This is a genomic window from Mesorhizobium sp. M0159 (assembly GCF_040322295.1).
Classification (GTDB): domain Bacteria; phylum Pseudomonadota; class Alphaproteobacteria; order Rhizobiales; family Rhizobiaceae; genus Mesorhizobium.
Map to the genome: position 1 here is coordinate 15,042 of NZ_JAMYTF010000039.1, position 26,754 is coordinate 41,795.

Sequence of the window (26,754 nt, forward strand, 5' to 3'; positions counted from 1 at the left end):
CTGTGGCGCGCTTTTGTGCCGCGCTGGGCCGCTGTGAGCTGCTATGCTTCTTGCACGCGTTCGTATCCGGCCGCCTTCGCGGCCCTGACGAACTTGCGGTCAAAAGTCGCGAAGCCAGCGCAGTGAGCGGACTTGCCCAGATGCAGCGCATCAGCGAAATCCAACCCCTGTTCCGAGAGGTCGAGCGCGGACGACACGACCGCCCCGTCTTCCACCTCTACCGTGGGAAGCCCGCTAAACACCCGTAGCGTACGGGCGATTTCAAGAGGCGCAAAACCGTAGGCGCTGCGCAACACCCATTCGACTTCCAGCATCACCGTGACGGCGACAAAGACCGGCTGGCTATCGATCAGCGCCCGGGCGCGGGAAGACTGCGACGGGTGATCGCCCGTCAGGTAGCGGACGATCAGGTTGGTATCAATTGCGAGCATGGCGCCGCCGCGCTTCGGCGAGCACGCCCGCGTCCATTTCTTCCAACGTCTTCGGCCTGCCGCTATAGCGCAGCGATCCAAACACGTCCTCTGGCCGCGTCTCGGCGAAGACTGGCGCAGGCTTCAGTAGCACGCCCTCCGGGGTATCCTCGACCAGAAGGCGTGTGCCGGCATGCCATTCCCTCCGTTTCCGGATCGCGCTGGGCAGGATGACCTGTCCCTTGGTCGAGACCGTAGTTACGAGCTTCTCTGCGGCAGCCATCTCGGCACGTCCTTAGGTGTAAGACGAATGTAAGATAGTCGAAGCTCTCGGCAAATTCAAGGCGCAAGCTACTCCTACTTAAAGCGATGACAAGGCAGTGGGCGGCGGGGATTGGTTGTTCCGGAGCGGCGATAATTCGACGTCAACTCCATCAAACCCTGGTGCCGCCGACTGTCATCTGGTTCATCCTGAGATGCGGCTGGCCGACGCCGACCGGCACGCCCTGTCCGGCCTTGCCGCACATGCCGATGCCGGTGTCGAGCTTAATGTCGTTGCCGATCATCGCCACACGATGCATGGCATCCGGCCCGTTGCCGATCAGCATGGCGCCCTTGATCGGTTGCGTCACCTTGCCGTTCTCGATCATGTAGGCTTCGGTGCAGCCGAACACGAACTTGCCCGAAGTGATGTCGACCTGGCCGCCACCGAACGACACGGCATAGATGCCGTTCTTGACCGAGGCGATGATCTCGTCCGGCTCCATGTCGCCTGCTGTCATGTAGGTGTTGGTCATGCGCGGCATAGGCTCGTGCGCGTAACCTTGGCGTCGTCCGTTGCCCGTGGCTTTCATGCCCATCAACCGGGCGTTCTGGCGGTCCTGCATGTAGCCGACCAGCTTGCCATCGTCGATCAGCACGTTATGGGCCGATGGCGTGCCCTCATCGTCGACGGTAAGCGAGCCACGCCGCTCGGGCAGGGTGCCGTCATCAACGACGGTGACGCCTTTCGCTGCCACCTGCTGGCCAAGCAGGCCGGCGAAGGCCGACGTCTTCTTGCGGTTGAAATCGCCTTCCAGCCCGTGGCCGACCGCCTCGTGCAACATGACGCCCGGCCAGCCGCTCGACAGCACGATGTCGAAAGTGCCGGCAGGTGCTGGAACCGCTTCGAGATTGACCAGCGCTTGCCGCAATGCCTCCTTGGCCGCGTGCCGCCAGCTGTCCTCGATCAGGAATTCACCAAAATCCTTGCGGCCTCCCATGCCGTAGGAGCCGCTCTCCTGGCGGTCGCCGCCGCCGACCACCACCGACACGTTGATCCTGACCAGCGGACGGATGTCGCGCACCATCTGGCCGTCGGCGCGCACGATCTCGACATGCTGCCAGGAGGCGGCGAGCGACGCCGTCACCTGCCTGACGCGCGGATCCTCGGCCCGCAGCCATGCATCGATTTCCTGAAGCAGCTTGGCCTTGGCTTCGAAGGAAGGTGAGGGGATAGGGTTTCCGTCGCCGTAGAGATGGCGGTTGGTGCGGGCAGGCGCTGCGGCAAGCGTACCGGAATAGCCGCTCTTCACCGTCGAAACGGCATCGGCGGCGCGCAGCAGCGAGGCTTCGGAGAGATCGCTGGAATGGGCGTAGCCGCTGGCTTCGCCGGCGACGGCGCGCAGGCCGAAACCCTGGTCGGTGTTGAAATTCGCGGTCTTCAGCTTGCCATTGTCGAACATCAGCGATTCGCTTTCGCTATATTCGAGAAACAGTTCGCCGTCGTCGGCGCCGTTAATAGTCTCGGCAACGATTTGCTTGATGCGATCGTCGGAAATGTCAAATTGGCCGATCAGGCTGTTCATGGCAGGTCCATTCGCAGGAGGATTGTTTCCCACGATGTAGGCGCGAAGGCCCTCACAGACAATCTGAAATGAGATTTGCCGTGACCCGGCCGGTCAACATCACTGGATCGTGCTACAAGACCCAGTCTCAAGGCAGGGCGGCGAAGCCGTCGGCGAAACCCTTGAGGTCGACGGGAATGCCGATGCCCTCTTCCGGCGTCTGGAAGACGATGAAGGTCGCCGACGTACCGGTCTTCAGCGTGTCGAGCAGCGGCTTTTCCAGGATGACCTCGGCATAGCAGCCGTCCTGGAAACAGCGCACGAAATAGGCGCGGCCGATATCCTTGCCGTCGACATTGAGGCCGAGGCCGTTGGGCAACAGCACGCCGAGCGGCGCCAGCACACGCAGGATTTCGGCCTTGTTGTCGGCTGTGCGCAGCACGACGACGGAAAGCCCCATTTCCGGGCGGTCCTCGGCGACGACGTTCTGCATCATCACGCATTGTTCGGATGTAGCACCGGCCGGCGTATCGCAGATGATCGACCACGCCCCATGCGTCGACTTCACCGTGCCGCTTGGCTGCGCGGCATTGGCCAGGCCGGCGCCGGACAAGGCTATTGCGGCGGCAACAAAGATGACCTTCGCCAAGGTTCTCGAAAGCCAAGGGTTCATGACGGCTCCATTGCGAATCACGGCACTTTAAGCCGCACTAAACCCAAGTAAAGGACGAGACCCCGGCGATCTGCCCCGACACAGGCGACAATGCGCTTTTCAGTGCCAATTTCGCCCTAATTGCGACGGCTCCGCACGCCGCGCGGCTCATTCTACCCGGATGCCGCTCTGGTGATTCGCGGCAAGCAGTCACCGCACGAAGCCACAGCCGCGCTTGCGCGCAAAAATGCCGCACGGGTTCCGGCGCTCCTTTCTTGCGGAGGCAAATAGAGTATGGTTTGAACCAGCCTTGAATTGTCCGGGATTCCCGTCCCGGCATTGTTCGACATTCTTGCGGTCCGATCGCGAGGAACTGGGAGATGACGAGGGCGATGAGAAAATTCCTGGCAACCGCCAAAATCGTAGCTAGTGCCGCCGCCACGTTGTTTGCCGCTGCATCCGCTCATGCAGCCCAGCCCCAACCTTGGGAAACCAGTTTTCAGCCTCCGGCGACCGACATTATGCGGCAGATCGAGTGGTTCGGGAACTACTCGTTCGCGTTCATCATTGTGATCACCGCCTTGGTGCTTTTCCTGATTGCCTACTGCATTTTGCGGTTCCGGGCGAGCGTCAACCCGACGCCGTCGCGCACCAGCCACAACACGCTGATCGAGGTCATCTGGACTGTCGGTCCCGTGGTCATCCTGCTCTGTCTCGCCATTCCCTCGTTCCAGCTGCTGACCGCGCAATACACGCCGCCGGAAGAAGCCAAGCTGACCGTCAAGGCGACCGGCAATCAGTGGAACTGGGACTACGAATACCAGGTCGACAACACGCTTTCCTTTAATTCCGCGATCCTTCAGGATGCCGACAGGGCTGCTGCCGGCAAGGAAGATCGCGCCGCGTATCCGCGCCTGCTCGCCGTCGACAATGAGATGGTGGTGCCGGTCAACACCATGACCCGGGTGCTGGTGACGGCGACCGACGTCATTCACGCCTTTGCCATGCCGTCCTTCGGCATCAAGACCGATGCGGTGCCGGGCCGCATCAACGAGGTCTGGTTCAAGGCCGACAAGGAAGGCCTCTATTACGGCCAGTGCTCGGAACTCTGCGGCAAGGACCACGCCTTCATGCCGATCGCCATTCGCGTCGTCTCCGATGCACAATACAAGACCTGGCTGGCGGCAGCCAAGACCGACCTTCCCGGCGCCAACAAAGCGCTGATGGCCGAGGTCGATGGCACGAACAAGGTAGCGGCCGCCGGCAATTGATGCCGCGACCAGAAAAGATTCAGGGAACGGAGCCGACCATGGCGAACGCTGCAGCTCACGACGACCACGACCACAAGCCGTATCATGGCTGGGTCCGGTGGGTGTATTCGACCAACCACAAGGACATCGGTACGCTTTATCTGATCTTCGCGATCATGGCGGGCTGCATCGGTGGCGCCTTGTCGGTCGTCATGCGCATGGAATTGCAGGAGCCGGGCATCCAGATCTTCACTGGCCTGGCGCAGATGGTCTACGGCATGAACGGCGACGCCGCCATCGACGGGGGCAAGAGCATGTACAATGCTTTCACCACCGCGCATGCGCTGATCATGATCTTCTTCATGGTGATGCCGGCGCTGATCGGCGGCTTTGCCAACTGGATGGTGCCGATCATGATCGGCGCGCCGGATATGGCCTTCCCGCGCATGAACAACGTCTCGTTCTGGCTGCTGCCGCCGGCTTTTATCCTGCTGATTTTCTCGGCCTTCGTCCCGAGTGCGCCCGGCGCCTACGGCGTCGGCGGCGGCTGGACGCTTTACCCGCCGCTGTCGACATCGGGCCAGCCTGGACCAGCCATGGATCTGGCGATCCTGTCAATCCACATCGCCGGCGCCTCCTCGATTCTTGGCGCCATCAACTTCATCACCACCATCTTCAACATGCGCGCGCCCGGCATGACCATGCACAAGATGCCGCTTTTCGCCTGGTCGGTGCTGATTACCGCCTTCCTGCTGCTGCTGTCGTTGCCGGTGCTGGCCGGCGGCATCACCATGCTTTTGACCGACCGCAATTTCGGCACCACCTTCTTCGCCCCGGACGGCGGCGGCGATCCGATCCTGTTCCAGCACCTGTTCTGGTTCTTCGGCCATCCGGAGGTCTACATTCTGATCCTGCCGGGTTTCGGTATCATCAGCCATATCATCTCGACCTTTTCGAGGAAGCCGGTGTTTGGCTATCTCGGCATGGCCTATGCGATGGTTGCCATCGGCGCGGTGGGCTTCATCGTCTGGGCCCACCACATGTACACGACGGGCCTATCGCTCGACACCCAGCGCTATTTCGTCTTCGCCACCATGGTCATCGCGGTGCCGACGGGTGTGAAGATCTTCTCCTGGATCGCCACTATGTGGGGCGGGTCGATTTCGCTCAAGACCCCGATGCTGTGGGCGATCGGCTTCATCTTCCTGTTCACTGTTGGCGGCGTCACCGGTGTGCAGCTGGCCAATGCCGGCCTCGACCGCCCGCTGCACGACACCTATTTCGTGGTCGCGCACTTCCACTACGTGCTGTCGCTGGGCGCGGTCTTCGCGATCTTCGCCGGCTGGTACTACTGGTTCCCGAAGATGACCGGCTACATGTATTCGCCGGTGATCGCCAACACCCACTTCTGGGTCACTTTCGTCGGCGTCAACCTGGTCTTTTTCCCGCAGCACTTCCTCGGCCTTTCCGGTATGCCGCGTCGCTATATCGACTATCCGGATGCCTTCGCCGGCTGGAATATGGTGTCGTCCTACGGCTCGTACATCTCGGCTGTCGGCGTCGTCATCTTCCTGTTCGGCGTCTTCGAGGCGTTCCAGAAGAAGCGGGTCGCCGGCGCCAATCCTTGGGGCGAGGGTGCGACCACGCTGGAATGGCAGCTGCCTTCGCCGCCGCCGTTCCACCAGTGGGAACAGTTGCCGAAGATCAAGTAGGCGGTTGCCTCCTTAATACGGAACCGCCGGCCGGCCGGCGGTTTTGGCCAACGGAATGATGGACTTTAAGTACGCATGGCCCTTGCCGAAGACAGACTGATTGACGAGCCGGGCTTCCGCATGTCGGAAGCGACGGCGGGCGATTTCTTCGCCCTGCTGAAGCCGCGCGTCATGTCGTTGGTGGTGTTCACTGCGTTTGTCGGCATGGTCGCCGCCCCGGTGACCATCAATCCGCTGCTGGCGGTGATCGCGATCCTGGCTATTGCCATTGGCGCCGGCGCGTCCGGTGCGCTCAACATGTGGTACGACGCAGACATCGATGCGGTGATGACGCGCACCGCCGGCCGTCCCGTGCCGGCCGGCCGCATCCGGCCAGGCGAGGCATTGAGTTTCGGGTTGGTGCTGTCGGTTCTGTCGGTGATGACGCTCGGCGTGCTGGTCAACTGGTTGGCAGCGTCGCTTCTGGCCTTCACCATCTTTTTCTATGCCGTCATCTATACGATGTGGCTAAAGCGCTGGACGCCTCAGAACATCGTCATCGGCGGGGCTGCCGGTGCCATTCCGCCGGTCATAGGCTGGGCGGCGGTAACCGGATCGGTCAGCCTCGAAAGCTTGGTGCTGTTCCTGGTCATCTTCCTGTGGACGCCGCCACATTTCTGGGCGCTCGCGCTCTTCAAGTCGGAGGACTATGCGAAGGCAGGCATTCCGATGATGCCGAATGTCGCCGGCCAGGCCTCGACCAGACGCCAGATCTTTGCCTATGCGCTGGTCCTCGCGCCGGTTGGCGTGCTGCCCTGGGTTCTCGGGTTCACCACGCCGGCCTATGGCATCGTTGCATTGCTGCTCGGCGCCGGCTTCGTCTGGTATGCGTGGAAGGTGCTGCAAATGGCCGATGACGACCGGGCGATGAAGCCGGCCAAGGCCTTGTTCGGCTATTCGCTGCTCTATCTCTTCGCCATCTTCGCCGCCTACCTTGGCGATTGCGTCGTCGCGCGCGCGCTGACCATCGGTGGAGCATGAGCATGATCGAAAAGAAGCTTGAACTGGTCACGCTGACCGAACGTCAGCAGAAGGCCCGCCGCAATCGCTCGGCCGCAATCGGTTTCGCGCTGGCGGCGCTGGTCGTCATATTCTACGTCGCGACCATCGTGAAATTTGGTCACAGTTTCCCCGGCTCGATGTGAGCTCACAATGACCAGGCAAACAGTCACCGATCCTAAGAAGAAGAATACGAACCGCGTCGTCGCCGGCGTCTGCATCGCGTTCTTCGGCGGCATGATCGGCATGGCCTACGCCGCGGTACCGCTCTACGCGATGTTCTGCCAGGCGACAGGCTACGGCGGTACCGTCAAACGGGCGACCCAGCAATATGCCGATCGGGTGCTCGATCGCGACATCACCATCCGCTTCGACGCCAACACCGCCGGCGTTCCCTGGCAATTCCAGCCGGTCGCCCGCTCGATCACCATCAAGATCGGCGAGACCGCCGAAGCGCATTTCAGCGCGACGAACAAATTCAGCCGGCCCATTACCGGACGCGCCACCTTCAATGTACAGCCTGAACTGGCCGGACCTTACTTCAACAAGGTCGAGTGTTTCTGCTTCACCGACACGACACTGAAGCCGGGGGAGACACTGGACATGCCGGTCGTGTTCTATGTCGATCCCGATATCGTCAACGCGCCGGAACTGAAGGATTTGAGGACGATTACCCTGTCCTACACGATGTTCCCGGTCGACAAGACCAAGCCGGTCGCATCATCGGTGCCGGCCGACGGCCGCCGCAACAAGATTTCAGATACCGAAGCAAGCCTCGGGGGTTGATATGGCAGACGCACACGCAAAACCACAACATGACTACCACCTCGTCGACCCGAGCCCGTGGCCTTTCCTGGGCTCCGTCGGGGCGCTGGTGACCGCGTTCGGCGGCGTCTGTTACATGCAATATCTCAAGGGCGGCGATTTCCCGATCTTCGGTTTCAACATCGCTAATCCATGGTTGTTCTTCATCGGCCTGCTGATCGTCATCTACACGATGTTCGCCTGGTGGTCGGATACGATCAAGGAGGCGCATGAGGGACACCACACCCGTGTCGTGTCGCTGCATCTGCGCTACGGCATGATCATGTTCATCGCCTCCGAGGTGATGTTCTTCGTCGCCTGGTTCTGGGCCTTCTTCGACGCCAGCCTGTTTCCGGGCGAGGTCCATCAATACGCCCGTACCGCCTTCACCGGCGGCGTCTGGCCACCCAAGGGCCTCGAAGTTCTCGACCCCTTCCATCTGCCGCTCTACAACACCGTCATCCTGCTTCTGTCGGGTACCACGGTGACCTGGGCGCACCACTCGCTCATCCACGGCGACCGCAAGGGCCTGATCAATGGCTTGGTGCTGACCGTCGGCCTCGGCATGCTGTTCACCATGGTGCAGGCCTACGAGTACATGCATGCGCCGTTCGGCTTCAGGGATTCCATCTACGGCGCCACCTTCTTCATGGCGACCGGCTTCCATGGTTTCCACGTCATCATCGGCACGATCTTCCTGCTGGTCTGCCTGATCCGCGCCATGAAGGGCGACTTCACGCCCAAGCAGCATTTCGGCTTCGAGGCCGCCGCCTGGTATTGGCACTTCGTCGACGTGGTGTGGCTGTTCCTGTTTGCCTCGATCTACGTCTGGGCGTCGAACGGTGCGATGATCGAACCACACTGACATTCGCCTCAGGAAATTGAGGCCCGAGGAATTGGGGTCTCAGGAAATCGACAAGGCGGCTGCGGCGACGTGGCCGCCTTATCTTTTGCGGCAAATGCTCCTAGGATGACCTCATGAGCGACGACAAGGCGATCTGGCCACCAATCGATCCGATCTCGGCCGGCCTGCATGGCCGCTGCCCCCGCTGTGGCGAGGGCAAGCTGTTCTCCGGGTTCCTCACGGTCGGTGATCGCTGCTCCAATTGCGGCCTCGATTATTCCTTCGCCGATGCCGGCGACGGGCCGGCGGTGTTCGTTATCCTAATCATCGGCTTTATCGTCGTTGGCCTGGCGTTGTGGATGGAGGTGACGCTCAATCCGCCGCTCTGGCTGCATCTGCTGCTGTGGATTCCGCTGACGCTGGTGCTTTGCCTGGCGGCGCTCCGGCTGATCAAGGGCGTGCTGCTGACGCTGCAATACCGCAACAAGGCGGCCGAGGGCCGGCTGGACCGCGGCGAATGAGCGAGGCATCCGGTTCGGTGGCCGGCCGGTCGCGGCCGAAGCGCGCATTGGCACTCGGCCTGGGTATCGTCGTGTTTTTGATCCTGCTGGCGCTCGGCACCTGGCAGGTTCAGCGCCTGCACTGGAAAGAGGGGCTTCTCCAGACGATAGACCAGCGCACGCATTCGGCGCCTGTGCCATTGGCCGAGCTCGAAAAGCGGTTTGCTGCCGCCGGCGACGTGGACTACACGCCGGTGATAGTGACCGGCACTTTCCTGCATCAAGACGAGCGGCATTTCCTCGCCACCTGGGAAGGCCAGTCCGGTTTCGACGTCTTCACGCCGCTACGGCTCGACGATGGCCGTTTCGTGCTGATCAACCGCGGCTTCGTGCCTTACGATTTCAAGGATCCAGCCAAGCGGCCGCAGGGACAGGTAACGGGCAAAGTGACGGTGACGGGGCTCGCCCGCAACCCGCTGCCGGCCAAGCCCTCGATGATGCTTCCCGACAACGATCCGCAGAAGAATATCTTCTACTGGAAAGATCGTGACGCGATGGCCTCGAGCGCCGGCCTGCCGACAGGTGCGGCGCTGGTGCCGATCTTCATCGATGCGAACGCCACCCCCAACCCCGGCGGGCTGCCGGTTGGCGGTGTCACCGTCATCGACCTGCCGAACAGCCATCTGCAATATGCGATAACCTGGTACGGCCTTGCCGCCGCCCTTGCCGGCGTCCTGATCTCCTGGCTCCGCCGCCCGGCGAAAGACCAATGATCGCCGCCACTACCCTTGACAGGGCAGGGCCGCGCACCTCATTTCCCGCCTTGAGCTCAGAAGTCATAGTCCGATCAACCGGCCTACAATCAGCGTAAGATGCAATCATGCTTCACACAAAGCCGCCGCTGACCATCCGGCTCTGCCAGCCCCGCGGTTTCTGTGCGGGCGTTGACCGTGCCATCCAGATCGTCGTGCTGGCGCTGAAGAAATACGGCGCGCCGGTCTATGTCCGCCACGAGATCGTGCACAACCGCTACGTCGTCGAAGGGCTGCAAAGCCTCGGCGCGGTGTTCATCGAGGAGCTCTCCGAGATCCCGCCCGAGCATCGCCAGAGCCCGGTCGTCTTTTCGGCGCATGGCGTGCCGAAATCTGTGCCGGCCGACGCCCAGTCCCGCAACCTGTTCTATCTCGACGCGACTTGCCCGCTGGTCTCGAAGGTCCATAAGCAGGCGATGCGCCATCAGCGGCTTGGCCGCCACGTGCTTTTGATCGGCCATGCCGGGCATCCAGAGGTGATCGGCACAATGGGCCAGTTGCCGGACGGCGCGGTCACTCTGATCGAGACCGAAGCCGACGCCGCAAGCTTCGTGCCCGCAGACCCGCAGGCGCTCGGTTTCGTCACCCAGACGACGCTGTCGGTCGAGGACACCGCCGGCATCATCCGCGCCCTGCAGCAGCGTTTTCCCGACCTGCACGCGCCGGCGGCGGAATCGATCTGTTATGCCACCACCAATCGCCAGGAAGCGGTCAAGGAAACAGCGGCCGGCGCCGATCTCTTCCTGGTTGTCGGCGCACCTAACTCCTCCAACTCGCGGCGCCTGGTCGAAGTGGCCGAGCGCGCCGGCGCCTCGATGTCGCTTCTTGTGCAGCGCGCCTCCGAAATTCCGTGGAATGAGATTGCCGGCATTTCGACGCTCGGCCTGTCGGCGGGCGCCTCGGCGCCGGAGATCATCGTCGACGAGATCGTCGATGCGTTCAGGCAGCGCTTCGACGTGACCATCGAGCTGGCCGTGACGGCGACGGAGACGGAGGACTTTCCGGTGATGCGGGTGTTGCGCGATGTCGAACTGACGGCTGCCGACATGGCCTTCGTCAACGGGGCCGCGTAGCAACGATGGCGGTTTACACCGACGTCAACGAGGGCGAGCTCGGCGCATTCCTCAGGAACTATCCGGTCGGCGACCTCTTGTCCTACAAGGGCATCGCCGAAGGTACCGAAAACTCGAATTTTCTGCTGCACACCAGCAGCGGCTCCTACATACTGACGCTTTACGAGAAGCGCGTCGACAAGGCTGACCTGCCGTTCTTTCTCGGCCTTATGGCCCACCTCGCCAGAAAGGGCATTTCGTGCCCGCTCCCGGTCACCGCACATGATGGTGGTGTGATCGGAACACTTGCCGGCCGGCCGGCGGTCATCATCACCTTTCTCGAAGGCCTGTCGCTGAGGCGGCCGACGGCTGCGCATTGCGGCGAGGTCGGCAAGGCGCTGGCGGCACTGCATCTCGCCGGCGCGGATTTTCCGATGACCCGCCCCAACGCCCTTGCCATCGATGGCTGGCGCAAGCTGTGGAATGCCGCCCGCGCCCGCGCCGACGAGGTCGAGCCGGGACTGGCTGCCGAGGTCGATGCCGATTTCGCCGATTTCGAGCGGAACTGGCCGAACGGTCTGCCGCGAGGCATCATCCATGCCGATCTTTTCCCGGACAATGTGTTCTTCCTCGGCGAGAAACTGTCCGGGCTGATCGACTTCTATTTCGCCTGCAACGACCTCTACGCCTATGACGTTGCCACGTGCCTGAACGCCTGGTGCTTCGAGAAGGATTTTTCCTTCAATCTGACCAAGGGCACGGCGCTGCTTGCCGGCTACCAAAGCGTGCGGCCGTTGAGCAGTGACGAGAAAGCTGCGCTGCCGATGCTGGCGCGCGGTTCGGCGCTGCGCTTCATGCTGACCCGGCTCTATGACTGGCTGACGGTCCCGGACGGCGGGCTGGTGATGAAACGCGACCCGACCGAGTATATCCGCCGGATGCGCTTCCACCGGGCGATCAACTCTCCTTCCGAATATGGACTGACATGACCAAGCGCGTTGAAATCTTCACCGATGGTGCCTGTTCGGGCAATCCCGGGCCTGGCGGCTGGGGCGCAATCCTGCGCTTCAACGGCGCAATCAAGGAGCTCCATGGTGGCGAGGCTGCCACCACCAACAACCGTATGGAACTGTTGGCGGCCATCTCGGCGCTTAATGCGCTCAAGGAGCCCTGCGCCGTCGATCTTTATACCGACAGCAACTATGTCAAGGACGGTATTTTCAGCTGGATCGACGGCTGGAAGCGCAACGGCTGGAAGACGGCCGCCAGGCAGCCGGTGAAGAATGCCGAGCTGTGGCAGCAGCTCGACGCGGCGCGTAACCGCCATCAGGTCACCTGGCATTGGGTCAAGGGCCATGCCGGCCATCCTGAGAACGAGCGCGCCGACGAATTGGCGCGGCTCGGCATGGCGCCTTTCAAGAAAGGCCTCGTCAAGACTGCGGCGCCAGAACCAGGTTCGCAGTCAAAGCAGCCGGCGGCCACAAAGGCGCGGCGCTCGACGCAAAGCTATTGAATTCCGGCTGCGGGTCCGCTCTCTGGCAGGAAGAGCTGTTATCATGCCGATTGCATACTACATCACGCATCCCCAGGTTCAGGTCGATGCCAACGTTCCAGTGCCGGAGTGGGGACTGTCCGACATCGGGCGAGCGAGAACATCTGCAATGCTCGATCAGCCGTGGGTTGGGTCGATCCGGCGGATCGTGTCGTCGGGTGAACGCAAGGCGATAGAAACCGCCGGGATACTCGGAAGGCATCTCCGCCTTGCAGTCGAGGTGAGGGAACGGATGCATGAGAATGACCGATCGGCAACCGGTTTCCTGCCGCCATCGGAGTTCGAGGCGGTCGCCGACCAATTCTTCGCCAATCCAAACAGCAGCATTCGTGGATGGGAGCGAGCTATCGAAGCCCAGCGTCGTATTCTAAGCGAGGTAGACACTGTGCTACGCACCGACGCCGCCGTCGACGTTGCTTTCATAGGTCACGGAGGTGTCGGAACGCTCCTGCTGCTCTCTTTGAGCGGTCGGGAAATCAGCCGCGAGGCGGATCAGCCAGGGGGCGGTGGGAACTACTTCGCATACGATATCAGCGCGCGTCGCGTTATCCATGGATGGCAGCCGATCGACAGGCCGACGCAGCGCCGCGACGGTTAATTACCTATCGGATCAGCAGGGCGGTGCCGAACAGTCCGATGGCAAACACCGTATGCGACACAAGATTGAGGGCGCGGACCTGCATCGGATTGGGGCGCTTCGAAGCGGCCCAGCCGGCGCCCATGCCGGGCGCCAGCAGAAACCATCCGGCGCCGACGGTGACGATACCGAGCATAAAAGCCGGCAGGAAGGTCGGCGCGGTGAGCCAGGCCGTTCCGGCCAGCACGACCAGTATGATGCCGTAGACGATGCCGACAGCATAATGAAAGGCCCAGCCAAGTACTGATTCATGCGGGTAGGGCGAGGCCTCGCCAATGTCGTCATGGAAGACCTCGCCTTCCCTGAGATGCCAGACCCAGCGGCCGACCAGCCCCCAGTTCGGCCGCGGTTGAGCAAACGCCTTGCTCAGGAAAATCGCCCAGACATCCATAAGCGCGGTTGCGCCGATGCCGATCGCGACGCTGCGCCAGACGATGTCAGACATAATCGAGGTCCCCAAAAGCAAGCAGTCCCGAAGAGCCGACGCATGGTCCCGAAAACCGGGTCGGCTTTCGGAAGGATCATGCGCCGATGCAAAAGTCAGCGTCCTTTGGACGTTGAGCGCTCGAAGGCGCCCTTTGCCGTGCCTGGCCTAGGCTGTCGCCAGGACGGAAAGCTGTCCGAGAATGTGAGCCGCACCGGATTCGTCGACGCCGGGCTTTGTCTCGACATTGAGTGCGGTGACCTTGCCGTCATCGACGATCATCGAAAAACGCTTCGAGCGTAGCCCCATGCCGCCGCTGGAGAGGTCGGCGTCGAGGCCGACCGATTTGGCGAAATCGCCATTGCCATCGGCAAGATAAAGGATTTTGCCTTCACCGCCGCTGAAGCGGGCCCAAGCCCCCATGACGTGAACATCGTTGACCGAGACAACGGCGATAGTGTCGACGCCGCGCGCCAGGATGGCGTCGTAATTGTCCAGGTAGCCGGGCAGATGATTGTTGCTGCAGGTCGGCGTGAAGGCGCCTGGAACGCCAAACAGCACGACCTTCTTTCCTGAGAATATCTCGCCCGTCGTGATCGGCCTTGCACCGTCGGCGGTCATTGTCTTGAAGGTCGCATCGGGCAGTTTGTCGCCAACGGAGATCGTCATGATGGTCCTCGCTTGGAAATGGAAGGGAGCTCCTTGCGATAGCGAATTAAGGCGCGCCCGGCAACCGTCCAGACGTTGGCATCACGGGAATGGCAACAGGCCTTCGACCGCGCCTGCGGCACTTGTCAGTGTGTAGTGCAGGCCGCCATCGGTTGGCGTTGTCGACGGCCTGTCGAGGATCGGTACAGTAAAGATCAGCTTGCCATCCTTTTCGCTGCGTGCCGGGGCACCGAACATGTAGTCGCGTTCGCCGGCAACGAAGAAGTCGGCGCCCTCGGGGCTGCCCGGAAAGCTCGCTTCGACAATCAGCGTTTCGTGGTCGCCCGGCAGTACGTTTATGCCGAAATCGGGCGTTGCCGTGGCGGGCAGGGTTGCAAGGCCCGCCTTGACCAGTGCCGCATCCTCGGCGTTGTCGGGATCGGCGCCGGGATCGACGGTCAGCCTTGTCTGCACCGGGATGCAGATGGTTTCGCAAATGCCGAGGAAGATGTCCGCATCGATGACGGCCGGTTGGCCGGGCGCTGCAAGCGTGAACGTCACCGGCAACGAAACCGGGTGGTCGTAGCCGGCCCATTTGCCATAGCCGTCATCGTGGCGCTGCGGCGGCGGAAACGAAAGCGTCGCGTCGGCAATGTTGGTGCTGGCCGAGACGTCGATCTGTGGCGGCACCCCCGCATCGCCCGGATCGCGCCAATAGGTTTTCCAGCCGGGCTTCAGCGCAATGTCGAGGACGCCCTGGAGACGTCCGGCCTCGTCGGCTTTGCCGCTTGTTACCAGCCGCACCCTGCCGCCTTCGCTGTTGTACCAGGCCGACGAGGAGGCTGAGGCGGGGAAGCCGGTCGCCGATCCAATGGCCACACCAAGCAGCAGGATTTTCAAGCTTTGCATGGCGATGATTTGATCGTCCGTTGATGGCCGCGCAATGATTTCATGACGCCGCCGGCATCATATTTGCGTGACCTTCGGCTTTTGAGCCTGATCAAATCGGGCGCCGCCCATCTTTTCGACGCCCCGGAAACGCGTTACGCTGTGGCCATGGATTTGTTGCGCCATAAAAGGACGGCCGCAGGACCCGGCTTTCTCGACGATCAGTTCCTGATTGCCATGCCCGGCATGAAGGACGACCGCTTCACGCGCTCCGTCATCTACATTTGCGCGCACAGCGACGAAGGCGCGATGGGGCTGATCATCAACCAGACGCAGCAGATGCTGTTTCCGGACCTGCTCGTGCAACTTGGCATCATGAACGAGCTGGAGGCAATTCGCCTGCCGCCGCCGGCGCGCGACTTCGTCGTGCGCAATGGCGGACCGGTGGATCGCAGCCGCGGCTTCGTTCTGCATTCGGGCGACTACCGGGTGGAATCCTCGCTCGCCGTGTCCGATGATGTCTGTCTCACCGCGACCGTCGACATATTGCGCGCCATCTCCTCCGGCCGCGGACCCCGGCGGGCTCTGATGGCGCTCGGCTATGCCGGCTGGGGTGCAGGCCAGCTTGAAAACGAGATCGTCGAGAATGGCTGGCTGACTTGCCCGGCAAGTGCCGAGCTTCTGTTCGACGCCGACATCGATCGCAAATATGACCGGATCCTCGCCTCGATCGGCATCGATCTCGCGCATCTCAGCCTGGCTGCCGGTCACGCCTGAGCCTCATCACGTCCCCGAAACTTGTCACGCTTGAGTGAGCGGATACTGTTCCTTCAGCGTCTTCAGCACCTGGTCGCCCGGCATCGGCGCGCCGAACATGAAGCTCTGCACGTATTCGCAGCCCATCTGCCGCAACTCCAGCGCATCGCTCTCGTCCGAAATGCCTTCGGCGACAACCGACAGGCCGAGTTCATGCGCCATGTTGACCATGGATTTGAGCAGCACCGCACGTTTCGGCGTCGCGTCGTCGACGAAGCTCTTGTCGATCTTGATAGTGTCGAACGGAAAGCGCGTCAGATAGGCCAGCGATGAATAGCCGGTGCCGAAATCATCCAGCGACAGGCCGATGCCAAGCCGCTTCAACTTGGTCAGCACATGGGCGGTCTGCTCGGGATTGTCCATCACCAGCGATTCGGTGAGTTCGAGCCGGAAGCAGCGCGGTTTCAGGTTGGCTCGCGCGATCACCGAGCGGACGTCGCTGACCAGGTCGCGGCGGATGAGCTGGCGGCTGGACAGATTGACCGAGACCGACAGCGGCGCATCGCCGATCTGCTTTTGCCATCCCGCCAGGTCTTCGGCAGCCTGCTGCATGGCAAACAGCCCAAGCTGCACGATCAGGCCGCAGTTTTCGGCAACCGGAATGAAATCCGCCGGCGGGATCATGCCGCGCCGCGGATGGTCCCAGCGCAGCAGCGCTTCGAAGCCTGCGACGCTGCCGTCCTCCAGCCGCACGATCGGCTGGTAGGCAAGCGTGAATTCGCGTCGTTCGATGGCGCGGCGCAGATCGGACTCGAACTGCAGCCGGTCGGTGCCGACGGTGCGGAAGGCGGGACGGAACGGCTCGATCCGGTCGCCGCCGAAGCGCTTGGCCTGATGCATGGCAAGCTCGGCATCCTTGACCATGTCCTCGGCCGAGGTCTGCGTGGCGGTCCAGGTGATCAGCCCGATCGAGGCCGTCAGCACGATCTCGCGCTTGGCGAAGGTGATCGGGTTGTTGATGGCGTGCTTGATGGCATCGGCAATGGCCGCGATGCGGGCCGGATCCTGCTCCGACAAAAGCATCAGCGCGAACTGGTCGCCGGCAAAGCGCGACAGCGAATCCTTCGGCTTGAGCAGTCGGTGCAGCCGCCGCGCGATAGTCAAAAGGATGGTATCGCCGGCCGAGATGCCGAGCCCGTCATTGACCTGCTTGAACCGGTCTATGTCGATGACGAAGACGGTCGGGCGCACCTTCTCTTCGGTGCGGGCAATCGAAATGATCGCCTCCAGCCGGTTCATGAACAGCTCGCGGTTGGGCAGGCCGGTCAGATTGTCGTGCACGGCGTCATGCAGCAGCCGTTCCTCGGATTTCTTCTGCTCCGTCACGTCGACCATGGTGCCGACGCAGCGGATGACCTCGCCGTCCGAGCCGATCACCGGCCGGGCGCGCAACGAAAACCAGTGATAGTGCCCGTCGGCGCCGCGCAGGCGAAAGTTTTGCGACACCCGGCCGCGCCGGTGCTCGAGCACCACGTCGAGTGTCGTGCGAAACGTGTCGCGGTCGTCGGCATGCAGCACCGGCAGCCAGTTGCGGGCAGGGCCGCCGAGGCTGTTGGGGGCAAGACCGAGCTGAATGCTGACGTCGGGACGAGTGACGACGCGGTCGCGCAGCACGTCCCAGTCCCACACAGTATCGCCCGATCCGGCAACCGCCAGCGCCTGCCGCTCAAGGTCGGAGAACAGGCCCTGATGCAGCGCGCCGCCGGCAAAAGCGTGCTGCATCACGGTGAAGCCGATCAGCAGGATGATGAGGATCAGCCCACCGCCCAGCGCCGGCTGAGCGATATCGTTGTCCAGCATGCCGGTGATTGCCATCCACGATCCGCATAGCCACAGCAGAACCATCACCCAACTGGGCACCAGCATGATGGCGCGGTCGTAACCGCGGATACCGAGGAAGATGATCAGGCCGAGCCCGGTCAGCGCGGTGGCGGCGAAGGACAGCCTGGCAATGCCGGCGGCAACCGCCGGATCGATGATGGCGACACCGGCGATCAGCACCAGCCCGAGAATCCAGACCAGTGCGCCGTAGCTGAAATGGCCGTGCCACCGGTTGAGGTTGAGATAGGCAAACAGGAACACCACGAAGGTCGCCGCGAGCGCCACCTCCGTTCCGGCGCGCCACATCTGCTCATTGCCCGGTGAGATCTCTATGATCTTGTTGAGAAAGCCGAAATCGACGCAGATATAGGCAAGCACCGCCCAGGCTAGGGCCGCCGTTGCCGGGAACATCGAGGTCCCCTTGACGACGAAAAGAATGGTCAGGAACAGCGCCAGCAGGCCGGCGATGCCGATGACGATGCCACGAAACAGCGTGTAGGAATTGACCGAGTCCTTGTAGGATTCAGGATCCCACAGATAGACCTGCGGCAGCTTGGGCGAGGCGAGCTCGGCGATGAAGGTAATCACCGTTCCGGGGTTCAACGTCACCCGGAACACATCGGCGTCGGGGCTGGTCTGACGGTCGAGCGCAAAGCCTTCGCTGGGCGTGATCGCAGCGATACGGGTCGAGCCGAGATCCGGCCAGAACAGGCCGGAATTCACCAGCCGGAAATGCGGTGCGACAATCAGCCTGTCGAGCTGCTGGTCGGTGGTATTGGCCAGCGCGAACACCGCCCAGTCACCGGTCGAGCGCGCATCATTTGCCTCGACCTCGATGCGCCGCACGATGCCGTCCGGGCCTGGCGCGGTCGACACCTGAAAATTCTCGCCCTGGTTCCGGTAGATCGAGACGGCCCCCGAAAGATCGAGCGCAACGTCGTCGCGGGCGATCTTGATCGGTTCTACGGCAAACGCCGAGGATGCCGCGCAGAGCGTGACGATTGCCGCCAGCATAAAGGCAAGCAGCGACCCCTTGCGCAGAAAATTCGTCAAAATCAGTCCTTTGTTCCAACGCCCGGCGGATCGTCCGCGATTCGGGCGTATAGGTAATGGTCCTGCCAGATGCCGTTGATCCTGAGATAGGATCGTAGCAGTCCTTCGCGCCGGAATCCGGCTTTTTCAAGCACGCGGATCGACCGGGCGTTGTCGGGAATACAGGCAGCTTCGATCCGGTGCAATCGCAGCGTTTCGAAGGCGAAACGCGTCACCACCTTGACGGCATCGGTCATCAGGCCGCGTCCGCTGAAGCGCTCGCCGATCCAGTAGCCGATATGGCCGCTTTGGGCGACCCCGTGGCGGATATTGCCGAGGGTGATACCGCCGGCCAGCCTGCCGCTGCTTTTCTCGAAGATGAAGAAGGCGATCGCCGTCCCCTGCGCGTAGTCCTCGCGGTAGCGCCCGATACGATGCCGCCACGCCGTGCGGTCGAGTTCGTCAGGGGTCCATCGCGGCTCCCACGGCTCAAGAAAAGCGCGGCTTTCACTGCGCAGCACCGACCACTCGCGATAGTCGTTGGTCAGCGGTACGCGCAGCGTGACAAGCTCGCCCTTCAGTGCCGGCAGGTCGCGGCGAAAGAAAGGGAGCGCGAACACGACGCTCGAATAGGCTTAGACGGCAAGCTTACGGGCAGTGGTCTGCGTGCCCGAAAGCGAATCGAGGATTGCCTCATAGGGCGCGAGCGTACCCACCGGCCCGACGGCTGTAAGCGTCGGCTTGGTCGAAAAAAGCCGGGACGACAGATCCGTCAGCCGCTCGACAGTCAACGCCGCCAGCCGCTCCATCAGCTCTTCCTTGGCGATCGGCCTGCCGAACAGAAGCAACTGCCTGGCGATCTGGGAGGCGCGGCTGGCCGGGCTCTCGGCCGACATGATCAGCCCGGCGCGGTATTGGGCACGCGCCCGGTCAAGCTCCTCCTGCAGGATGTTTTCACCGGCCTTTTGCAGCTCGTCAATGATCACAGGCACCAGCTCGGCAATATCGCTTTGTCCGGTCGCCGCATGGACCCCGAAGACGCCGGTGTCGGAAAAACCCCAATGGAAGGCATAGACCGAATAGCACAGGCCGCGTTTTTCGCGGACTTCCTGGAAAAGTCGCGACGACATGCCGCCGCCCAGGATCATCGACAGGACCTGGGAGGCATAGAAATCGCGGACGTGATAGGCGCGGCCCTCGAAACCCAGCACGATCTGGGCGTCCATCAGGTCGCGGTCCTCGCGAAAATCGCCGCCGACATACTGCGCATATTGCGGGATGGTGCCGTCGGCCTTGCCGCGGAAGCTGCCGAGACGCTTTTCGACTTCCCGCACGAAATCGTCATGCTTGATATCGCCGGCCGCCACCATCACCATGTTCTCGGCACCGTACTGTCGTTCGATGAAGTCGTGCAGCTGCTTCGAAGTGAAGGATTTGACGGTTTCCGGCGTGCCAAGAATCGAGCGGCCGATAGTCTGGTGGCGGAAGGCGGTCTCGGTAAAGTGATCGAAAACGACGTCGTCGGGCGTATCGTGCGCGGCGCCGATCTCCTGCAGAATCACATGCTGCTCTCGTTCCAACTCCTGCGGATCGAATTCGGATTCCTGCAGGATGTCGGAAAGGATATCGACGGCCAGCGGCACGTCGTCGCTCAGAACCCTTGCATAATAGGAGGTCGTCTCGACGCTGGTGGCGGCATTGATCTCGCCGCCGACGTCCTCGATCTCCGAGGCAATCTCGAAGGCGCTTCGCCGCCTGGTGCCCTTGAAAGCCATGTGCTCGAGCAAGTGCGCCATTCCGTGCTCTTCGTCACGCTCGTTGCGTGCGCCCGACTTGACCCAGGCGCCAAGGGCAACAGATTCGAGGCTTGGAAGGGTTTCGGTGGCGACTGTCAGGCCGTTCGACAGACGGCTTACCTCAACACCCATATGGCAATTACTCCCTAACGCGCCGCCCGCGTGTGGCGGCCGAGATAATCTTCCACCATTTTCAGGTCGGATGGAAGTACCGTGTATTTTTCCTCGGCGCTCATCAACCCGCCTAGCCATGCAGGCAGGGCAGGCGACACGCCGCTGGCGGCTTCGACGGCGGCGGGAAACTTTGCCGGGTGCGCAGTGCCCAGCACCACCATCGGCACCTCACCCGCAGCCTTGCCGGCGGCCACATGCACGGCCGCGGCCGTATGCGGGTCGAGCAGATAGCCGCTCGCCGCAAGTGTGGTGCGGATGGTGGCGGCGACCTCGTCCATGGTGGCGCGGCCGGCGTCGAATTCGGAGCGGATCCTGGCGATTTCCCCGGCCTCGATGGTGAAGGCGCCGGACTGCTTGAGCCCGTCCATGTAGCGCCGCACGGTCGAGGCATCGCGGCCGGACGCCTCGAACAGCAAGCGTTCGAAGTTCGAAGACACCTGGATGTCCATCGAGGGCGACGTGGTCGAAAAGACCCCCTTCATGCGGTATTCGCCGGTCGCCAGCGTGCGCGCCAGAATATCGTTGTCGTTGGTGGCGATGATCAGCCGTTCGATCGGCAGCCCCATCTTCTTGGCGGCATAGCCGGCGAAGATGTCGCCGAAATTGCCGGTCGGCACGGTGAAGGAAACCGGCCTGTCGGGCGCGCCGAGCGACAGGCCGGACGAGAAATAATAGACGATCTGGGCCATGATGCGGGCCCAGTTGATCGAGTTGACGCCGGACAGCGATACCCGGTCGCGAAAACCGTGGTCGTTGAACATGGCCTTTACCAGGCCCTGGCAGTCGTCGAAATTGCCTTCGATCGCCAACGCATGGACGTTTGCGGCGGTCGAGGTCGTCATCTGCCGCTGCTGTACCGGCGAGACGCGGCCGTGCGGGAAAAGCACGAAGATGTCGGTGCGGTTGCGCCCGGCAAAGGCATCGATGGCGGCCCCTCCGGTGTCGCCGGAGGTGGCACCGACAATGGTGGCGCGCTGGTCGCGCTCGGCCAGCACATGGTCCATCAGCCGCGCAAGAAGCTGCATCGCCACGTCCTTGAACGCGAGCGTCGGGCCGTGGAACAGCTCGAGCACGAAGCTGTTCGGCCCGGTCTGCACGAGCGGGCAGACGGCCTCATGGCGGAAGGTCGCATAGGCTTCGCGCACCAGCCGTTCGAACACCGGCGCCGCGATCTCGCCGCCGAGGAACGGCGACAGCACACGGATGGCAAGATCGGGATAGGCAAGGCCGCGCATGGCGCGGATCTCGGCTGCGGAAAAATGCGGCCAGGCGCTCGGCAGGTAGAGCCCGCCGTCGCGCGCCAGTCCGGCCAGCACCGCGTCGGAAAATCCAAGCGCGGGCGCTTCCCCGCGGGTACTCACATATTGCATCGTCACGTTTCCATTGCTGCCGGGAATTTTCGCCCGCCGCGAGGTGGTGGATTTCTGCGCAGGCTCAGTCGCATTTTTGCCGCGCGGTTGATATACGTCACCGGCTTTGCGAGAGGGAAGTGCAGTTCATGGCGTTTCATTCATTCAACGGTCGTTTTGTCGCGGGTCTGGCGCTCGCCGGCTTTATGCTTGCCGCCGCAGGTTGCCAATCGAGCGACAATGGAATTCTCGGCTTCGGCAAAAAGGATACGACACCGCCACCGCCACCCGATCCCAAGGTGCTTTCCAGCCAGCTGCAGGCCTATTGCCCGAAAGTGACGTTGCGTGACGGCACTGCCTTCTTCAATACCTACGCCAAGAGCGGTCCGAAGCCGAAGAAAAAAACCGATGTTGCCGCCGAGGAAGCCGCCCAGCCGGCAGCGGACGCGGCTGGCGCCGATCAGCCGGACGATTCCGCCAAGATCATCTATCAGGCTTCGATCACCGATGTGACCCGCGACTGCAGCCGCGCCAACGGCTCCTTGTCGATGAAGATAGCCGTCGCCGGCAAGGTCGTGCCTGGCCCGATGTTCACCCCCGGCACCATCACCATGCCGATCCGCATCGCGGTGATGCACGGCACCGAAGTTCTCTATTCGCAGCTTCACTCCTATCAGGTCCAGGTTACCGATCCTTCGAGTGCCACGCAGTTCGTCTTCACCGATTCCAACGTCGTCGTTCCGGAGCCGACGGCGAAGGACTACCAGGCATATGCCGGGTATGACGAGGGCGCTCCGAAAGTAGCGACAGACAAGCCGAGGAAGAAGAAAGCCGCCGCGACCAACTGAGCCGCTGCATTCGCGCCACGGCGGTTGGAGGCGGCCTCTCAGGCGTCCGCCGACCATTCCGACAGCGCGGCGATCACGCTTTTCAGTTCCGCCCAGCGGCGGATGACCGTTTCCGCGCCGGCCTCGGTCAGCGCATCGGCGTGGCCGGGATAGCTGTGCGCCGCGCCGGTGAAGCCGATGACGCGCATTCCCGCCGTCTTGGCGCCGGTGACGCCATGCACCGAATCCTCGATGACAAAGGTGTTCGCAGGATCGGCCTTGAGCTTTTCCGCGGCGAACCGAAACACGTCCGGCGCCGGCTTGGATTTCCCGGTCGGGGTTTCCAGCGAGGAAAAGATACGGCCGGCAAAGAACGGCAAAAGCTGCACCTTCTCCAGCATGAATTCGATTCGCTCCGAACGCGAATTCGAACAGACGCAGCGCGGCACTGCTACCGCGGCGACAGCCTCGTGCGCCCCGTCGATGGCACGCACGTCGCTGCGCAGCCGACGATCGACCAGCTGTTCCTCCTTGTCGATCAGCGAGGCCTGGAACGGGATCCGGGACTTTTCCTCGACCCGCATCATGATGTCCTTGAAAGTCAACCCGGCATAGACCTCGGAAATCTCCTCGGCCGATATCTCGTAGCCGGCCGAGGTCAACAGCTCGGCATCGATCCGCGCGGCGATGATTTCGGAATCGACGAGCACGCCGTCGCAATCGAAGATGACAAGGTCTGGCTGGGGCATGGTGATCCGGAAAGCGGGATGAGGGGAATGCCGAGGGCCCTTTGGTCCAAACGGCTCAGGCGGCGCGGCATACACCAACAGGCCGGGCTTCGCAAATTCGGCGGGCTGCTTCACTGAATATTTACGCTGATCGGTAACCATAACGGACAGTAAACAGTAACGCGTGCCTTGGGTGTCACAATGTCTGCCGTGCGTCTTCTCGACGAGCTTTCCGATGCTCCCCAGCAATCCGAGTGGCTGGATACGATCCTGAAGGGCGACTGCGTCGCCGCGCTCGAACGGCTGCCGGAAAAGTCGATCGACGTGATCTTCGCCGATCCGCCCTATAATTTGCAGCTCGATGGCGATCTGCACCGGCCCGACCAATCCAAGGTCGATGCCGTCGACGACCATTGGGACCAGTTCGACAGTTTTGAGGCCTACGACGCCTTCACCCGCGCCTGGCTGCTGGCGGCGCGCCGTGTGTTGAAGCCCAACGGCACGATCTGGGTTATCGGCTCCTACCACAATATTTTCAGGGTCGGGGCAAAGATGCAGGACCTGGGCTTCTGGATCCTCAACGACGTCGTCTGGCGCAAGACCAATCCAATGCCCAATTTCCGTGGCCGCCGTTTCCAGAACGCGCATGAGACGATGATCTGGGCATCGCGCGACCAGAAGGGCAAGGGCTACACTTTCAACTACGAGGCGCTGAAGGCATCGAACGACGACGTCCAGATGCGCTCGGACTGGCTGTTTCCGATCTGCACCGGCGGCGAGCGCCTGAAGAACGACAATGGTGACAAATTGCATCCGACGCAGAAGCCGGAAGCGTTGCTTGCCCGCGTCATGACGGCATCGACCAGGCCGGGCGACATCGTGCTCGACCCGTTCTTCGGCTCAGGTACCACCGGGGCTGTGGCCAAGCGGCTTGGCCGCCACTTCGTCGGCATCGAGCGCGAACAAACCTATATCGATGCCGCCATGGAACGTATCGATGCGGTCCGGCCGCTGGAAGGCGCCAATTTGACGGTACTGACCGGCAAGCGCGCTGAGCCGCGCGTCGCCTTCGTCACGCTTCTCGACAATGGCCTGGTGGCGCCAGGCGCCACGCTTTACGACGCCAAGAAGCGCTGGGCGGCAAAAGTGCGCGCCGACGGCACGCTGGCGATCGGCGACAGTGCCGGGTCGATCCACAAGATCGGCGCCGAGGTGCAGGGGCTGGACGCCTGCAACGGATGGACCTTCTGGCATTATGAGCGCAGCGGCGGCCTGACCCCGATCGACGAGCTTCGCCGCATTGCTCGGCTAGGCATGGAGCGGGCGGGCGCCTGACGGCTTCCGAGTTGCGACAGATCGGTTAATGCGAAGGCTCAACCAACTCCTGGAACCGATTCAAATCACACTTTGATCCCAAGCCGCTCAAGGTCCGCCCTGAGCGTCTTTGCATCGGTGAACAGCACCGACTGCCAGCCCGCCGCCTTGGCGCCGTCGACGTTCTTCTGGCTGTCGTCGATGAACAGCGTCGCTGACGGTTCGAGGCTGAACGCGGCGACGTGGTGGTCATAGATGGCGCGATCCGGCTTGATCTGGCGGATGTCGCCGGAAACGGTGACGCCGCGCGGCCGATTGAGGAAATCGAAGCGCTCGCGGGCCTCGGCGAGCGTATCCGCAGCGAAATTGGTGAGCATCGTCACGTCATGGCCGCTGTCGATCAGGCCGATCATGATGGCGACGCTGTCCTCATAGGTGTGAGGCACCATCTCGTGCCAGTGCCGGCGGAAATTGCGGATATTTTCGGCGTGCTCGGGATATTGCGCGATCGCCAGCGCTTCGGCCTCTTCCCAACTGCGGCCGCGATCCTGCTCGATGTTCCAATCATGCGTGCAGACATTGTCGAAGAACCATTTCCGTTCGTCGGGATCGGGGATCAAGCGACTGAAGGGCAGGTCCGGATCATAGTGGATCAGCACTTTGCCGATGTCGAAAACGATGTGGCGGATTTCAGTCATTCTTCTCTCTTTCAACGCGGCCGCTGCTTTTTCGTCGCGCCCGGCATCGCCGCTTCGATTACCTTTTTCATGACGCTCGGCAGCGCTTCCCCGGAAATTTCATGGGCCAGCGACCAGAAATGCCCGACCGGGGCGGCAACGTCGGTCTCCGCCTTGAACACGTCGAGTTCAAGCGCAAAATGGGTAAAGATATGGCCGATGCGTCCGGCCTGCTGCCAGTTGCCGGGGAGCGGGGCCGCCGCTTCCGTGGTGGCGCCGTCTATGCGCGCCGTCCAGCCGGTCGTCGGCACCTCAGTCATGCCGCCGAGCAGGCCTTTGTCCGCGCGCTTGCGCAGAAGGATGGCGCCGTCGCACCTGACGGCAACGAAGGCGGCACCGCGGCGTAAGGGTCTTTCGGCCTTGGGCAGGCGGACCGGAAAGCGTTCGGGGTCGCCCGAGGTCGTGGCGCTGCAGTCCACGCGAACGGGGCACAGAATGCAGCGGGGCCGGCGCGGCGTGCAGATCGTCGCGCCCAGGTCCATCATCGCCTGCGCGAAGTCGCCGGGCCTTGTCAGGGGAACCATGCGTTCGACCTGGCCGCGTATCTCGCCCTTGGCTTCGCCCAGCGGCGTGGCGATCGAAAACAGCCGTGAGACGACCCGTTCGACATTGCCGTCGACGACCGCGGCTGGTCGGTCGAAGGCGATCGCTGCGATCGCCGCCGCCGTATAGGCGCCGATGCCGGGCAGTTCCTTCAAGCCGGACTCGCTGTCCGGAAAGCGGCCGCCTTGCCGCGCGACGAGATCGGCACAGGCTTTGAGATTACGGGCGCGGGAATAATAGCCGAGCCCGGCCCAGGCCTTCATGACGTCTTGGGTCGGTGCCGCCGCCAGCGCCTGGACCGTTGGCCATTTCTGCATGAACGCCTGAAAATAGGATTTTACCGCCTCGACCGTGGTTTGCTGCAGCATCACCTCGGAAAGCCAGACCAGATAGGGATCGGGCCGCGCCCCGCCCGCCAGCGCGCGCGGCGAAACGCGCCAGGGCAGGTCGCGGTGATGCGCGTCGTACCAGGCAAGCAGCCGGGAGGCGATCTCGACATTGTCTCCGGATACGGCCTTGCGGGTCTGGTCGTGCAGTGCCATTGATCGAGGGTCGGCCCTAATCCATT

Annotated in this window: 29 protein-coding genes; 15 read left to right on the top strand and 14 right to left on the bottom strand. The window is 62.5% G+C overall.

Features of this window, described 5'->3' with window-relative positions; translation table 11 throughout:
* Window positions 1-41: 41 nt before the first annotated feature.
* From NKJ32_RS27240 to NKJ32_RS27255, 4 genes are all read right to left on the bottom strand, one after another.
* The gene (locus tag NKJ32_RS27240) at window positions 42-431 is read right to left on the bottom strand and encodes a type II toxin-antitoxin system VapC family toxin (RefSeq protein WP_023674128.1); all 390 of its coding nucleotides are present in this window, start codon (window positions 429-431) and stop codon (window positions 42-44) included.
* Complete coding sequence (locus tag NKJ32_RS27245; RefSeq protein ID WP_023674129.1) at window positions 418-693, bottom strand: AbrB/MazE/SpoVT family DNA-binding domain-containing protein; 276 nt, start codon at window positions 691-693, stop codon at window positions 418-420. Before NKJ32_RS27245 ends, NKJ32_RS27240 begins: the two co-directional genes overlap by 14 nt.
* Window positions 694-844: 151 nt before the next feature.
* Window positions 845-2,257 (bottom strand): metalloprotease TldD, encoded by a 1,413-nt coding sequence (gene tldD / locus NKJ32_RS27250; RefSeq protein ID WP_352622969.1) that lies wholly within the window; start codon window positions 2,255-2,257, stop codon window positions 845-847.
* Window positions 2,258-2,384: 127 nt separating this feature from the next.
* Window positions 2,385-2,909: an invasion associated locus B family protein gene (locus tag NKJ32_RS27255; protein WP_023674131.1), complete on the bottom strand. Its 525-nt coding sequence runs from the start codon at window positions 2,907-2,909 to the stop codon at window positions 2,385-2,387.
* A 359-nt stretch (window positions 2,910-3,268) separates the two neighbouring features.
* Here NKJ32_RS27255 and coxB point away from each other — a divergent pair, with 359 nt between their 5' ends.
* The 12 genes from coxB to NKJ32_RS27315 all read left to right on the top strand — a co-directional run bounded on the left by coxB (window position 3,269) and on the right by NKJ32_RS27315 (window position 13,050).
* Entirely contained in the window at window positions 3,269-4,159 is an 891-nt protein-coding gene (gene coxB, locus NKJ32_RS27260; protein WP_352622968.1) for a cytochrome c oxidase subunit II, read from the top strand.
* 38 nt (window positions 4,160-4,197) lie between these two features.
* Window positions 4,198-5,850, top strand: a complete 1,653-nt coding sequence (ctaD, locus tag NKJ32_RS27265; protein ID WP_352622967.1) for a cytochrome c oxidase subunit I — start codon at window positions 4,198-4,200, stop codon at window positions 5,848-5,850.
* Between the two features lie 75 nt (window positions 5,851-5,925).
* A complete protein-coding gene (locus tag NKJ32_RS27270) occupies window positions 5,926-6,870 on the top strand; it encodes a heme o synthase (protein ID WP_352622966.1) in 945 nt (314 codons plus the stop codon).
* Window positions 6,867-7,034 carry a cytochrome c oxidase system small membrane protein gene (locus NKJ32_RS27275; RefSeq protein ID WP_502894815.1) on the top strand — a complete coding sequence of 56 codons (168 nt, stop codon included), beginning with the start codon at window positions 6,867-6,869 and terminating at the stop codon, window positions 7,032-7,034. The genes NKJ32_RS27270 and NKJ32_RS27275 overlap by 4 nt, the downstream gene beginning before the upstream one ends.
* Before the next feature lie 7 nt (window positions 7,035-7,041).
* Window positions 7,042-7,674, top strand: coding sequence for a cytochrome c oxidase assembly protein (locus NKJ32_RS27280; RefSeq protein ID WP_352622965.1), 633 nt, complete (start codon window positions 7,042-7,044; stop codon window positions 7,672-7,674).
* 1 nt (window position 7,675) lies between these two features.
* Window positions 7,676-8,557, top strand: a complete 882-nt coding sequence (locus NKJ32_RS27285) for a cytochrome c oxidase subunit 3 (protein WP_352578608.1) — start codon at window positions 7,676-7,678, stop codon at window positions 8,555-8,557.
* A gap of 113 nt (window positions 8,558-8,670) precedes the next feature.
* Entirely contained in the window at window positions 8,671-9,057 is a 387-nt protein-coding gene (locus NKJ32_RS27290) for a DUF983 domain-containing protein (protein WP_352621654.1), read from the top strand.
* Window positions 9,054-9,809 carry an SURF1 family protein gene (locus tag NKJ32_RS27295; protein ID WP_352622964.1) on the top strand — a complete coding sequence of 252 codons (756 nt, stop codon included), beginning with the start codon at window positions 9,054-9,056 and terminating at the stop codon, window positions 9,807-9,809. Before NKJ32_RS27290 ends, NKJ32_RS27295 begins: the two co-directional genes overlap by 4 nt.
* A gap of 107 nt (window positions 9,810-9,916) precedes the next feature.
* Complete coding sequence (ispH, locus tag NKJ32_RS27300; protein WP_352829439.1) at window positions 9,917-10,921, top strand: 4-hydroxy-3-methylbut-2-enyl diphosphate reductase; 1,005 nt, start codon at window positions 9,917-9,919, stop codon at window positions 10,919-10,921.
* A 5-nt stretch (window positions 10,922-10,926) separates the two neighbouring features.
* Window positions 10,927-11,889 (top strand): homoserine kinase, encoded by a 963-nt coding sequence (locus NKJ32_RS27305; RefSeq protein WP_023674141.1) that lies wholly within the window; start codon window positions 10,927-10,929, stop codon window positions 11,887-11,889.
* A complete protein-coding gene (rnhA, locus tag NKJ32_RS27310; protein ID WP_023674142.1) occupies window positions 11,886-12,413 on the top strand; it encodes a ribonuclease HI in 528 nt (175 codons plus the stop codon). Before NKJ32_RS27305 ends, rnhA begins: the two co-directional genes overlap by 4 nt.
* A gap of 43 nt (window positions 12,414-12,456) precedes the next feature.
* Window positions 12,457-13,050 (top strand): histidine phosphatase family protein, encoded by a 594-nt coding sequence (locus NKJ32_RS27315; RefSeq protein ID WP_352829441.1) that lies wholly within the window; start codon window positions 12,457-12,459, stop codon window positions 13,048-13,050.
* A 4-nt stretch (window positions 13,051-13,054) separates the two neighbouring features.
* Here NKJ32_RS27315 and NKJ32_RS27320 read toward each other — a convergent pair whose 3' ends face one another.
* The 3 genes from NKJ32_RS27320 to NKJ32_RS27330 all read right to left on the bottom strand — a co-directional run bounded on the left by NKJ32_RS27320 (window position 13,055) and on the right by NKJ32_RS27330 (window position 15,070).
* Complete coding sequence (locus NKJ32_RS27320; protein ID WP_352571387.1) at window positions 13,055-13,534, bottom strand: DUF2938 domain-containing protein; 480 nt, start codon at window positions 13,532-13,534, stop codon at window positions 13,055-13,057.
* 147 nt (window positions 13,535-13,681) lie between these two features.
* A complete protein-coding gene (locus NKJ32_RS27325; RefSeq protein ID WP_023674145.1) occupies window positions 13,682-14,182 on the bottom strand; it encodes a peroxiredoxin in 501 nt (166 codons plus the stop codon).
* Window positions 14,183-14,263: 81 nt separating this feature from the next.
* Entirely contained in the window at window positions 14,264-15,070 is an 807-nt protein-coding gene (locus tag NKJ32_RS27330; protein ID WP_023674146.1) for a protein-disulfide reductase DsbD domain-containing protein, read from the bottom strand.
* A gap of 147 nt (window positions 15,071-15,217) precedes the next feature.
* Here NKJ32_RS27330 and NKJ32_RS27335 point away from each other — a divergent pair, with 147 nt between their 5' ends.
* Window positions 15,218-15,826 (top strand): YqgE/AlgH family protein, encoded by a 609-nt coding sequence (locus NKJ32_RS27335; RefSeq protein ID WP_031211061.1) that lies wholly within the window; start codon window positions 15,218-15,220, stop codon window positions 15,824-15,826.
* Window positions 15,827-15,850: 24 nt separating this feature from the next.
* Here NKJ32_RS27335 and NKJ32_RS27340 read toward each other — a convergent pair whose 3' ends face one another.
* From NKJ32_RS27340 to thrC, 4 genes are read right to left on the bottom strand one after another with little or no spacing between them, the layout of a single operon-like run.
* Window positions 15,851-18,739 carry an EAL domain-containing protein gene (locus NKJ32_RS27340; RefSeq protein WP_352829443.1) on the bottom strand — a complete coding sequence of 963 codons (2,889 nt, stop codon included), beginning with the start codon at window positions 18,737-18,739 and terminating at the stop codon, window positions 15,851-15,853.
* Between the two features lie 2 nt (window positions 18,740-18,741).
* Entirely contained in the window at window positions 18,742-19,338 is a 597-nt protein-coding gene (locus NKJ32_RS27345; protein ID WP_023674149.1) for a GNAT family N-acetyltransferase, read from the bottom strand.
* Window positions 19,339-19,353: 15 nt separating this feature from the next.
* Window positions 19,354-20,646, bottom strand: coding sequence for a M16 family metallopeptidase (locus NKJ32_RS27350; RefSeq protein ID WP_023674150.1), 1,293 nt, complete (start codon window positions 20,644-20,646; stop codon window positions 19,354-19,356).
* A gap of 14 nt (window positions 20,647-20,660) precedes the next feature.
* Window positions 20,661-22,058 carry a threonine synthase gene (gene thrC / locus NKJ32_RS27355; protein WP_023674151.1) on the bottom strand — a complete coding sequence of 466 codons (1,398 nt, stop codon included), beginning with the start codon at window positions 22,056-22,058 and terminating at the stop codon, window positions 20,661-20,663.
* 128 nt (window positions 22,059-22,186) lie between these two features.
* Here thrC and NKJ32_RS27360 point away from each other — a divergent pair, with 128 nt between their 5' ends.
* A complete protein-coding gene (locus tag NKJ32_RS27360; protein WP_023674152.1) occupies window positions 22,187-22,885 on the top strand; it encodes a hypothetical protein in 699 nt (232 codons plus the stop codon).
* Between the two features lie 38 nt (window positions 22,886-22,923).
* On the opposite strand, the gene NKJ32_RS27365 is transcribed toward NKJ32_RS27360, so the two are convergent.
* Window positions 22,924-23,613 carry an HAD family hydrolase gene (locus NKJ32_RS27365; RefSeq protein ID WP_023674153.1) on the bottom strand — a complete coding sequence of 230 codons (690 nt, stop codon included), beginning with the start codon at window positions 23,611-23,613 and terminating at the stop codon, window positions 22,924-22,926.
* 180 nt (window positions 23,614-23,793) lie between these two features.
* Here NKJ32_RS27365 and NKJ32_RS27370 point away from each other — a divergent pair, with 180 nt between their 5' ends.
* Window positions 23,794-24,927, top strand: a complete 1,134-nt coding sequence (locus NKJ32_RS27370; RefSeq protein ID WP_023674154.1) for a site-specific DNA-methyltransferase — start codon at window positions 23,794-23,796, stop codon at window positions 24,925-24,927.
* A 65-nt stretch (window positions 24,928-24,992) separates the two neighbouring features.
* On the opposite strand, the gene NKJ32_RS27375 is transcribed toward NKJ32_RS27370, so the two are convergent.
* Both NKJ32_RS27375 and mutY read right to left on the bottom strand, forming a co-directional pair.
* Window positions 24,993-25,604, bottom strand: coding sequence for an HAD family hydrolase (locus NKJ32_RS27375; protein WP_352829445.1), 612 nt, complete (start codon window positions 25,602-25,604; stop codon window positions 24,993-24,995).
* 11 nt (window positions 25,605-25,615) lie between these two features.
* The gene (gene mutY / locus NKJ32_RS27380) at window positions 25,616-26,728 is read right to left on the bottom strand and encodes an A/G-specific adenine glycosylase (RefSeq protein ID WP_352829447.1); all 1,113 of its coding nucleotides are present in this window, start codon (window positions 26,726-26,728) and stop codon (window positions 25,616-25,618) included.
* Window positions 26,729-26,754: the final 26 nt, after the last annotated feature.

Bases quoted from the DNA above. Each gene is read 5' to 3' on its own strand.
- NKJ32_RS27240 (WP_023674128.1), bottom strand. From the start codon at position 431: ATGCTCGCAATTGATACCAACCTGATCGTCCGCTACCTGACGGGCGAT.
- NKJ32_RS27245 (WP_023674129.1), bottom strand. From the start codon at position 693: ATGGCTGCCGCAGAGAAGCTCGTAACTACGGTCTCGACCAAGGGACAG.
- tldD (WP_352622969.1), bottom strand. From the start codon at position 2,257: ATGAACAGCCTGATCGGCCAATTTGACATTTCCGACGATCGCATCAAG.
- NKJ32_RS27255 (WP_023674131.1), bottom strand. From the start codon at position 2,909: ATGAACCCTTGGCTTTCGAGAACCTTGGCGAAGGTCATCTTTGTTGCC.
- coxB (WP_352622968.1), top strand. From the start codon at position 3,269: ATGACGAGGGCGATGAGAAAATTCCTGGCAACCGCCAAAATCGTAGCT.
- ctaD (WP_352622967.1), top strand. From the start codon at position 4,198: ATGGCGAACGCTGCAGCTCACGACGACCACGACCACAAGCCGTATCAT.
- NKJ32_RS27270 (WP_352622966.1), top strand. From the start codon at position 5,926: ATGGCCCTTGCCGAAGACAGACTGATTGACGAGCCGGGCTTCCGCATG.
- NKJ32_RS27275 (WP_502894815.1), top strand. From the start codon at position 6,867: ATGAGCATGATCGAAAAGAAGCTTGAACTGGTCACGCTGACCGAACGT.
- NKJ32_RS27280 (WP_352622965.1), top strand. From the start codon at position 7,042: ATGACCAGGCAAACAGTCACCGATCCTAAGAAGAAGAATACGAACCGC.
- NKJ32_RS27285 (WP_352578608.1), top strand. From the start codon at position 7,676: ATGGCAGACGCACACGCAAAACCACAACATGACTACCACCTCGTCGAC.
- NKJ32_RS27290 (WP_352621654.1), top strand. From the start codon at position 8,671: ATGAGCGACGACAAGGCGATCTGGCCACCAATCGATCCGATCTCGGCC.
- NKJ32_RS27295 (WP_352622964.1), top strand. From the start codon at position 9,054: ATGAGCGAGGCATCCGGTTCGGTGGCCGGCCGGTCGCGGCCGAAGCGC.
- ispH (WP_352829439.1), top strand. From the start codon at position 9,917: ATGCTTCACACAAAGCCGCCGCTGACCATCCGGCTCTGCCAGCCCCGC.
- NKJ32_RS27305 (WP_023674141.1), top strand. From the start codon at position 10,927: ATGGCGGTTTACACCGACGTCAACGAGGGCGAGCTCGGCGCATTCCTC.
- rnhA (WP_023674142.1), top strand. From the start codon at position 11,886: ATGACCAAGCGCGTTGAAATCTTCACCGATGGTGCCTGTTCGGGCAAT.
- NKJ32_RS27315 (WP_352829441.1), top strand. From the start codon at position 12,457: ATGCCGATTGCATACTACATCACGCATCCCCAGGTTCAGGTCGATGCC.
- NKJ32_RS27320 (WP_352571387.1), bottom strand. From the start codon at position 13,534: ATGTCTGACATCGTCTGGCGCAGCGTCGCGATCGGCATCGGCGCAACC.
- NKJ32_RS27325 (WP_023674145.1), bottom strand. From the start codon at position 14,182: ATGACGATCTCCGTTGGCGACAAACTGCCCGATGCGACCTTCAAGACA.
- NKJ32_RS27330 (WP_023674146.1), bottom strand. From the start codon at position 15,070: ATGCAAAGCTTGAAAATCCTGCTGCTTGGTGTGGCCATTGGATCGGCG.
- NKJ32_RS27335 (WP_031211061.1), top strand. From the start codon at position 15,218: ATGGATTTGTTGCGCCATAAAAGGACGGCCGCAGGACCCGGCTTTCTC.
- NKJ32_RS27350 (WP_023674150.1), bottom strand. From the start codon at position 20,646: ATGGGTGTTGAGGTAAGCCGTCTGTCGAACGGCCTGACAGTCGCCACC.
- thrC (WP_023674151.1), bottom strand. From the start codon at position 22,058: ATGCAATATGTGAGTACCCGCGGGGAAGCGCCCGCGCTTGGATTTTCC.
- NKJ32_RS27360 (WP_023674152.1), top strand. From the start codon at position 22,187: ATGGCGTTTCATTCATTCAACGGTCGTTTTGTCGCGGGTCTGGCGCTC.
- NKJ32_RS27365 (WP_023674153.1), bottom strand. From the start codon at position 23,613: ATGCCCCAGCCAGACCTTGTCATCTTCGATTGCGACGGCGTGCTCGTC.
- NKJ32_RS27370 (WP_023674154.1), top strand. From the start codon at position 23,794: ATGTCTGCCGTGCGTCTTCTCGACGAGCTTTCCGATGCTCCCCAGCAA.
- NKJ32_RS27375 (WP_352829445.1), bottom strand. From the start codon at position 25,604: ATGACTGAAATCCGCCACATCGTTTTCGACATCGGCAAAGTGCTGATC.
- mutY (WP_352829447.1), bottom strand. From the start codon at position 26,728: ATGGCACTGCACGACCAGACCCGCAAGGCCGTATCCGGAGACAATGTC.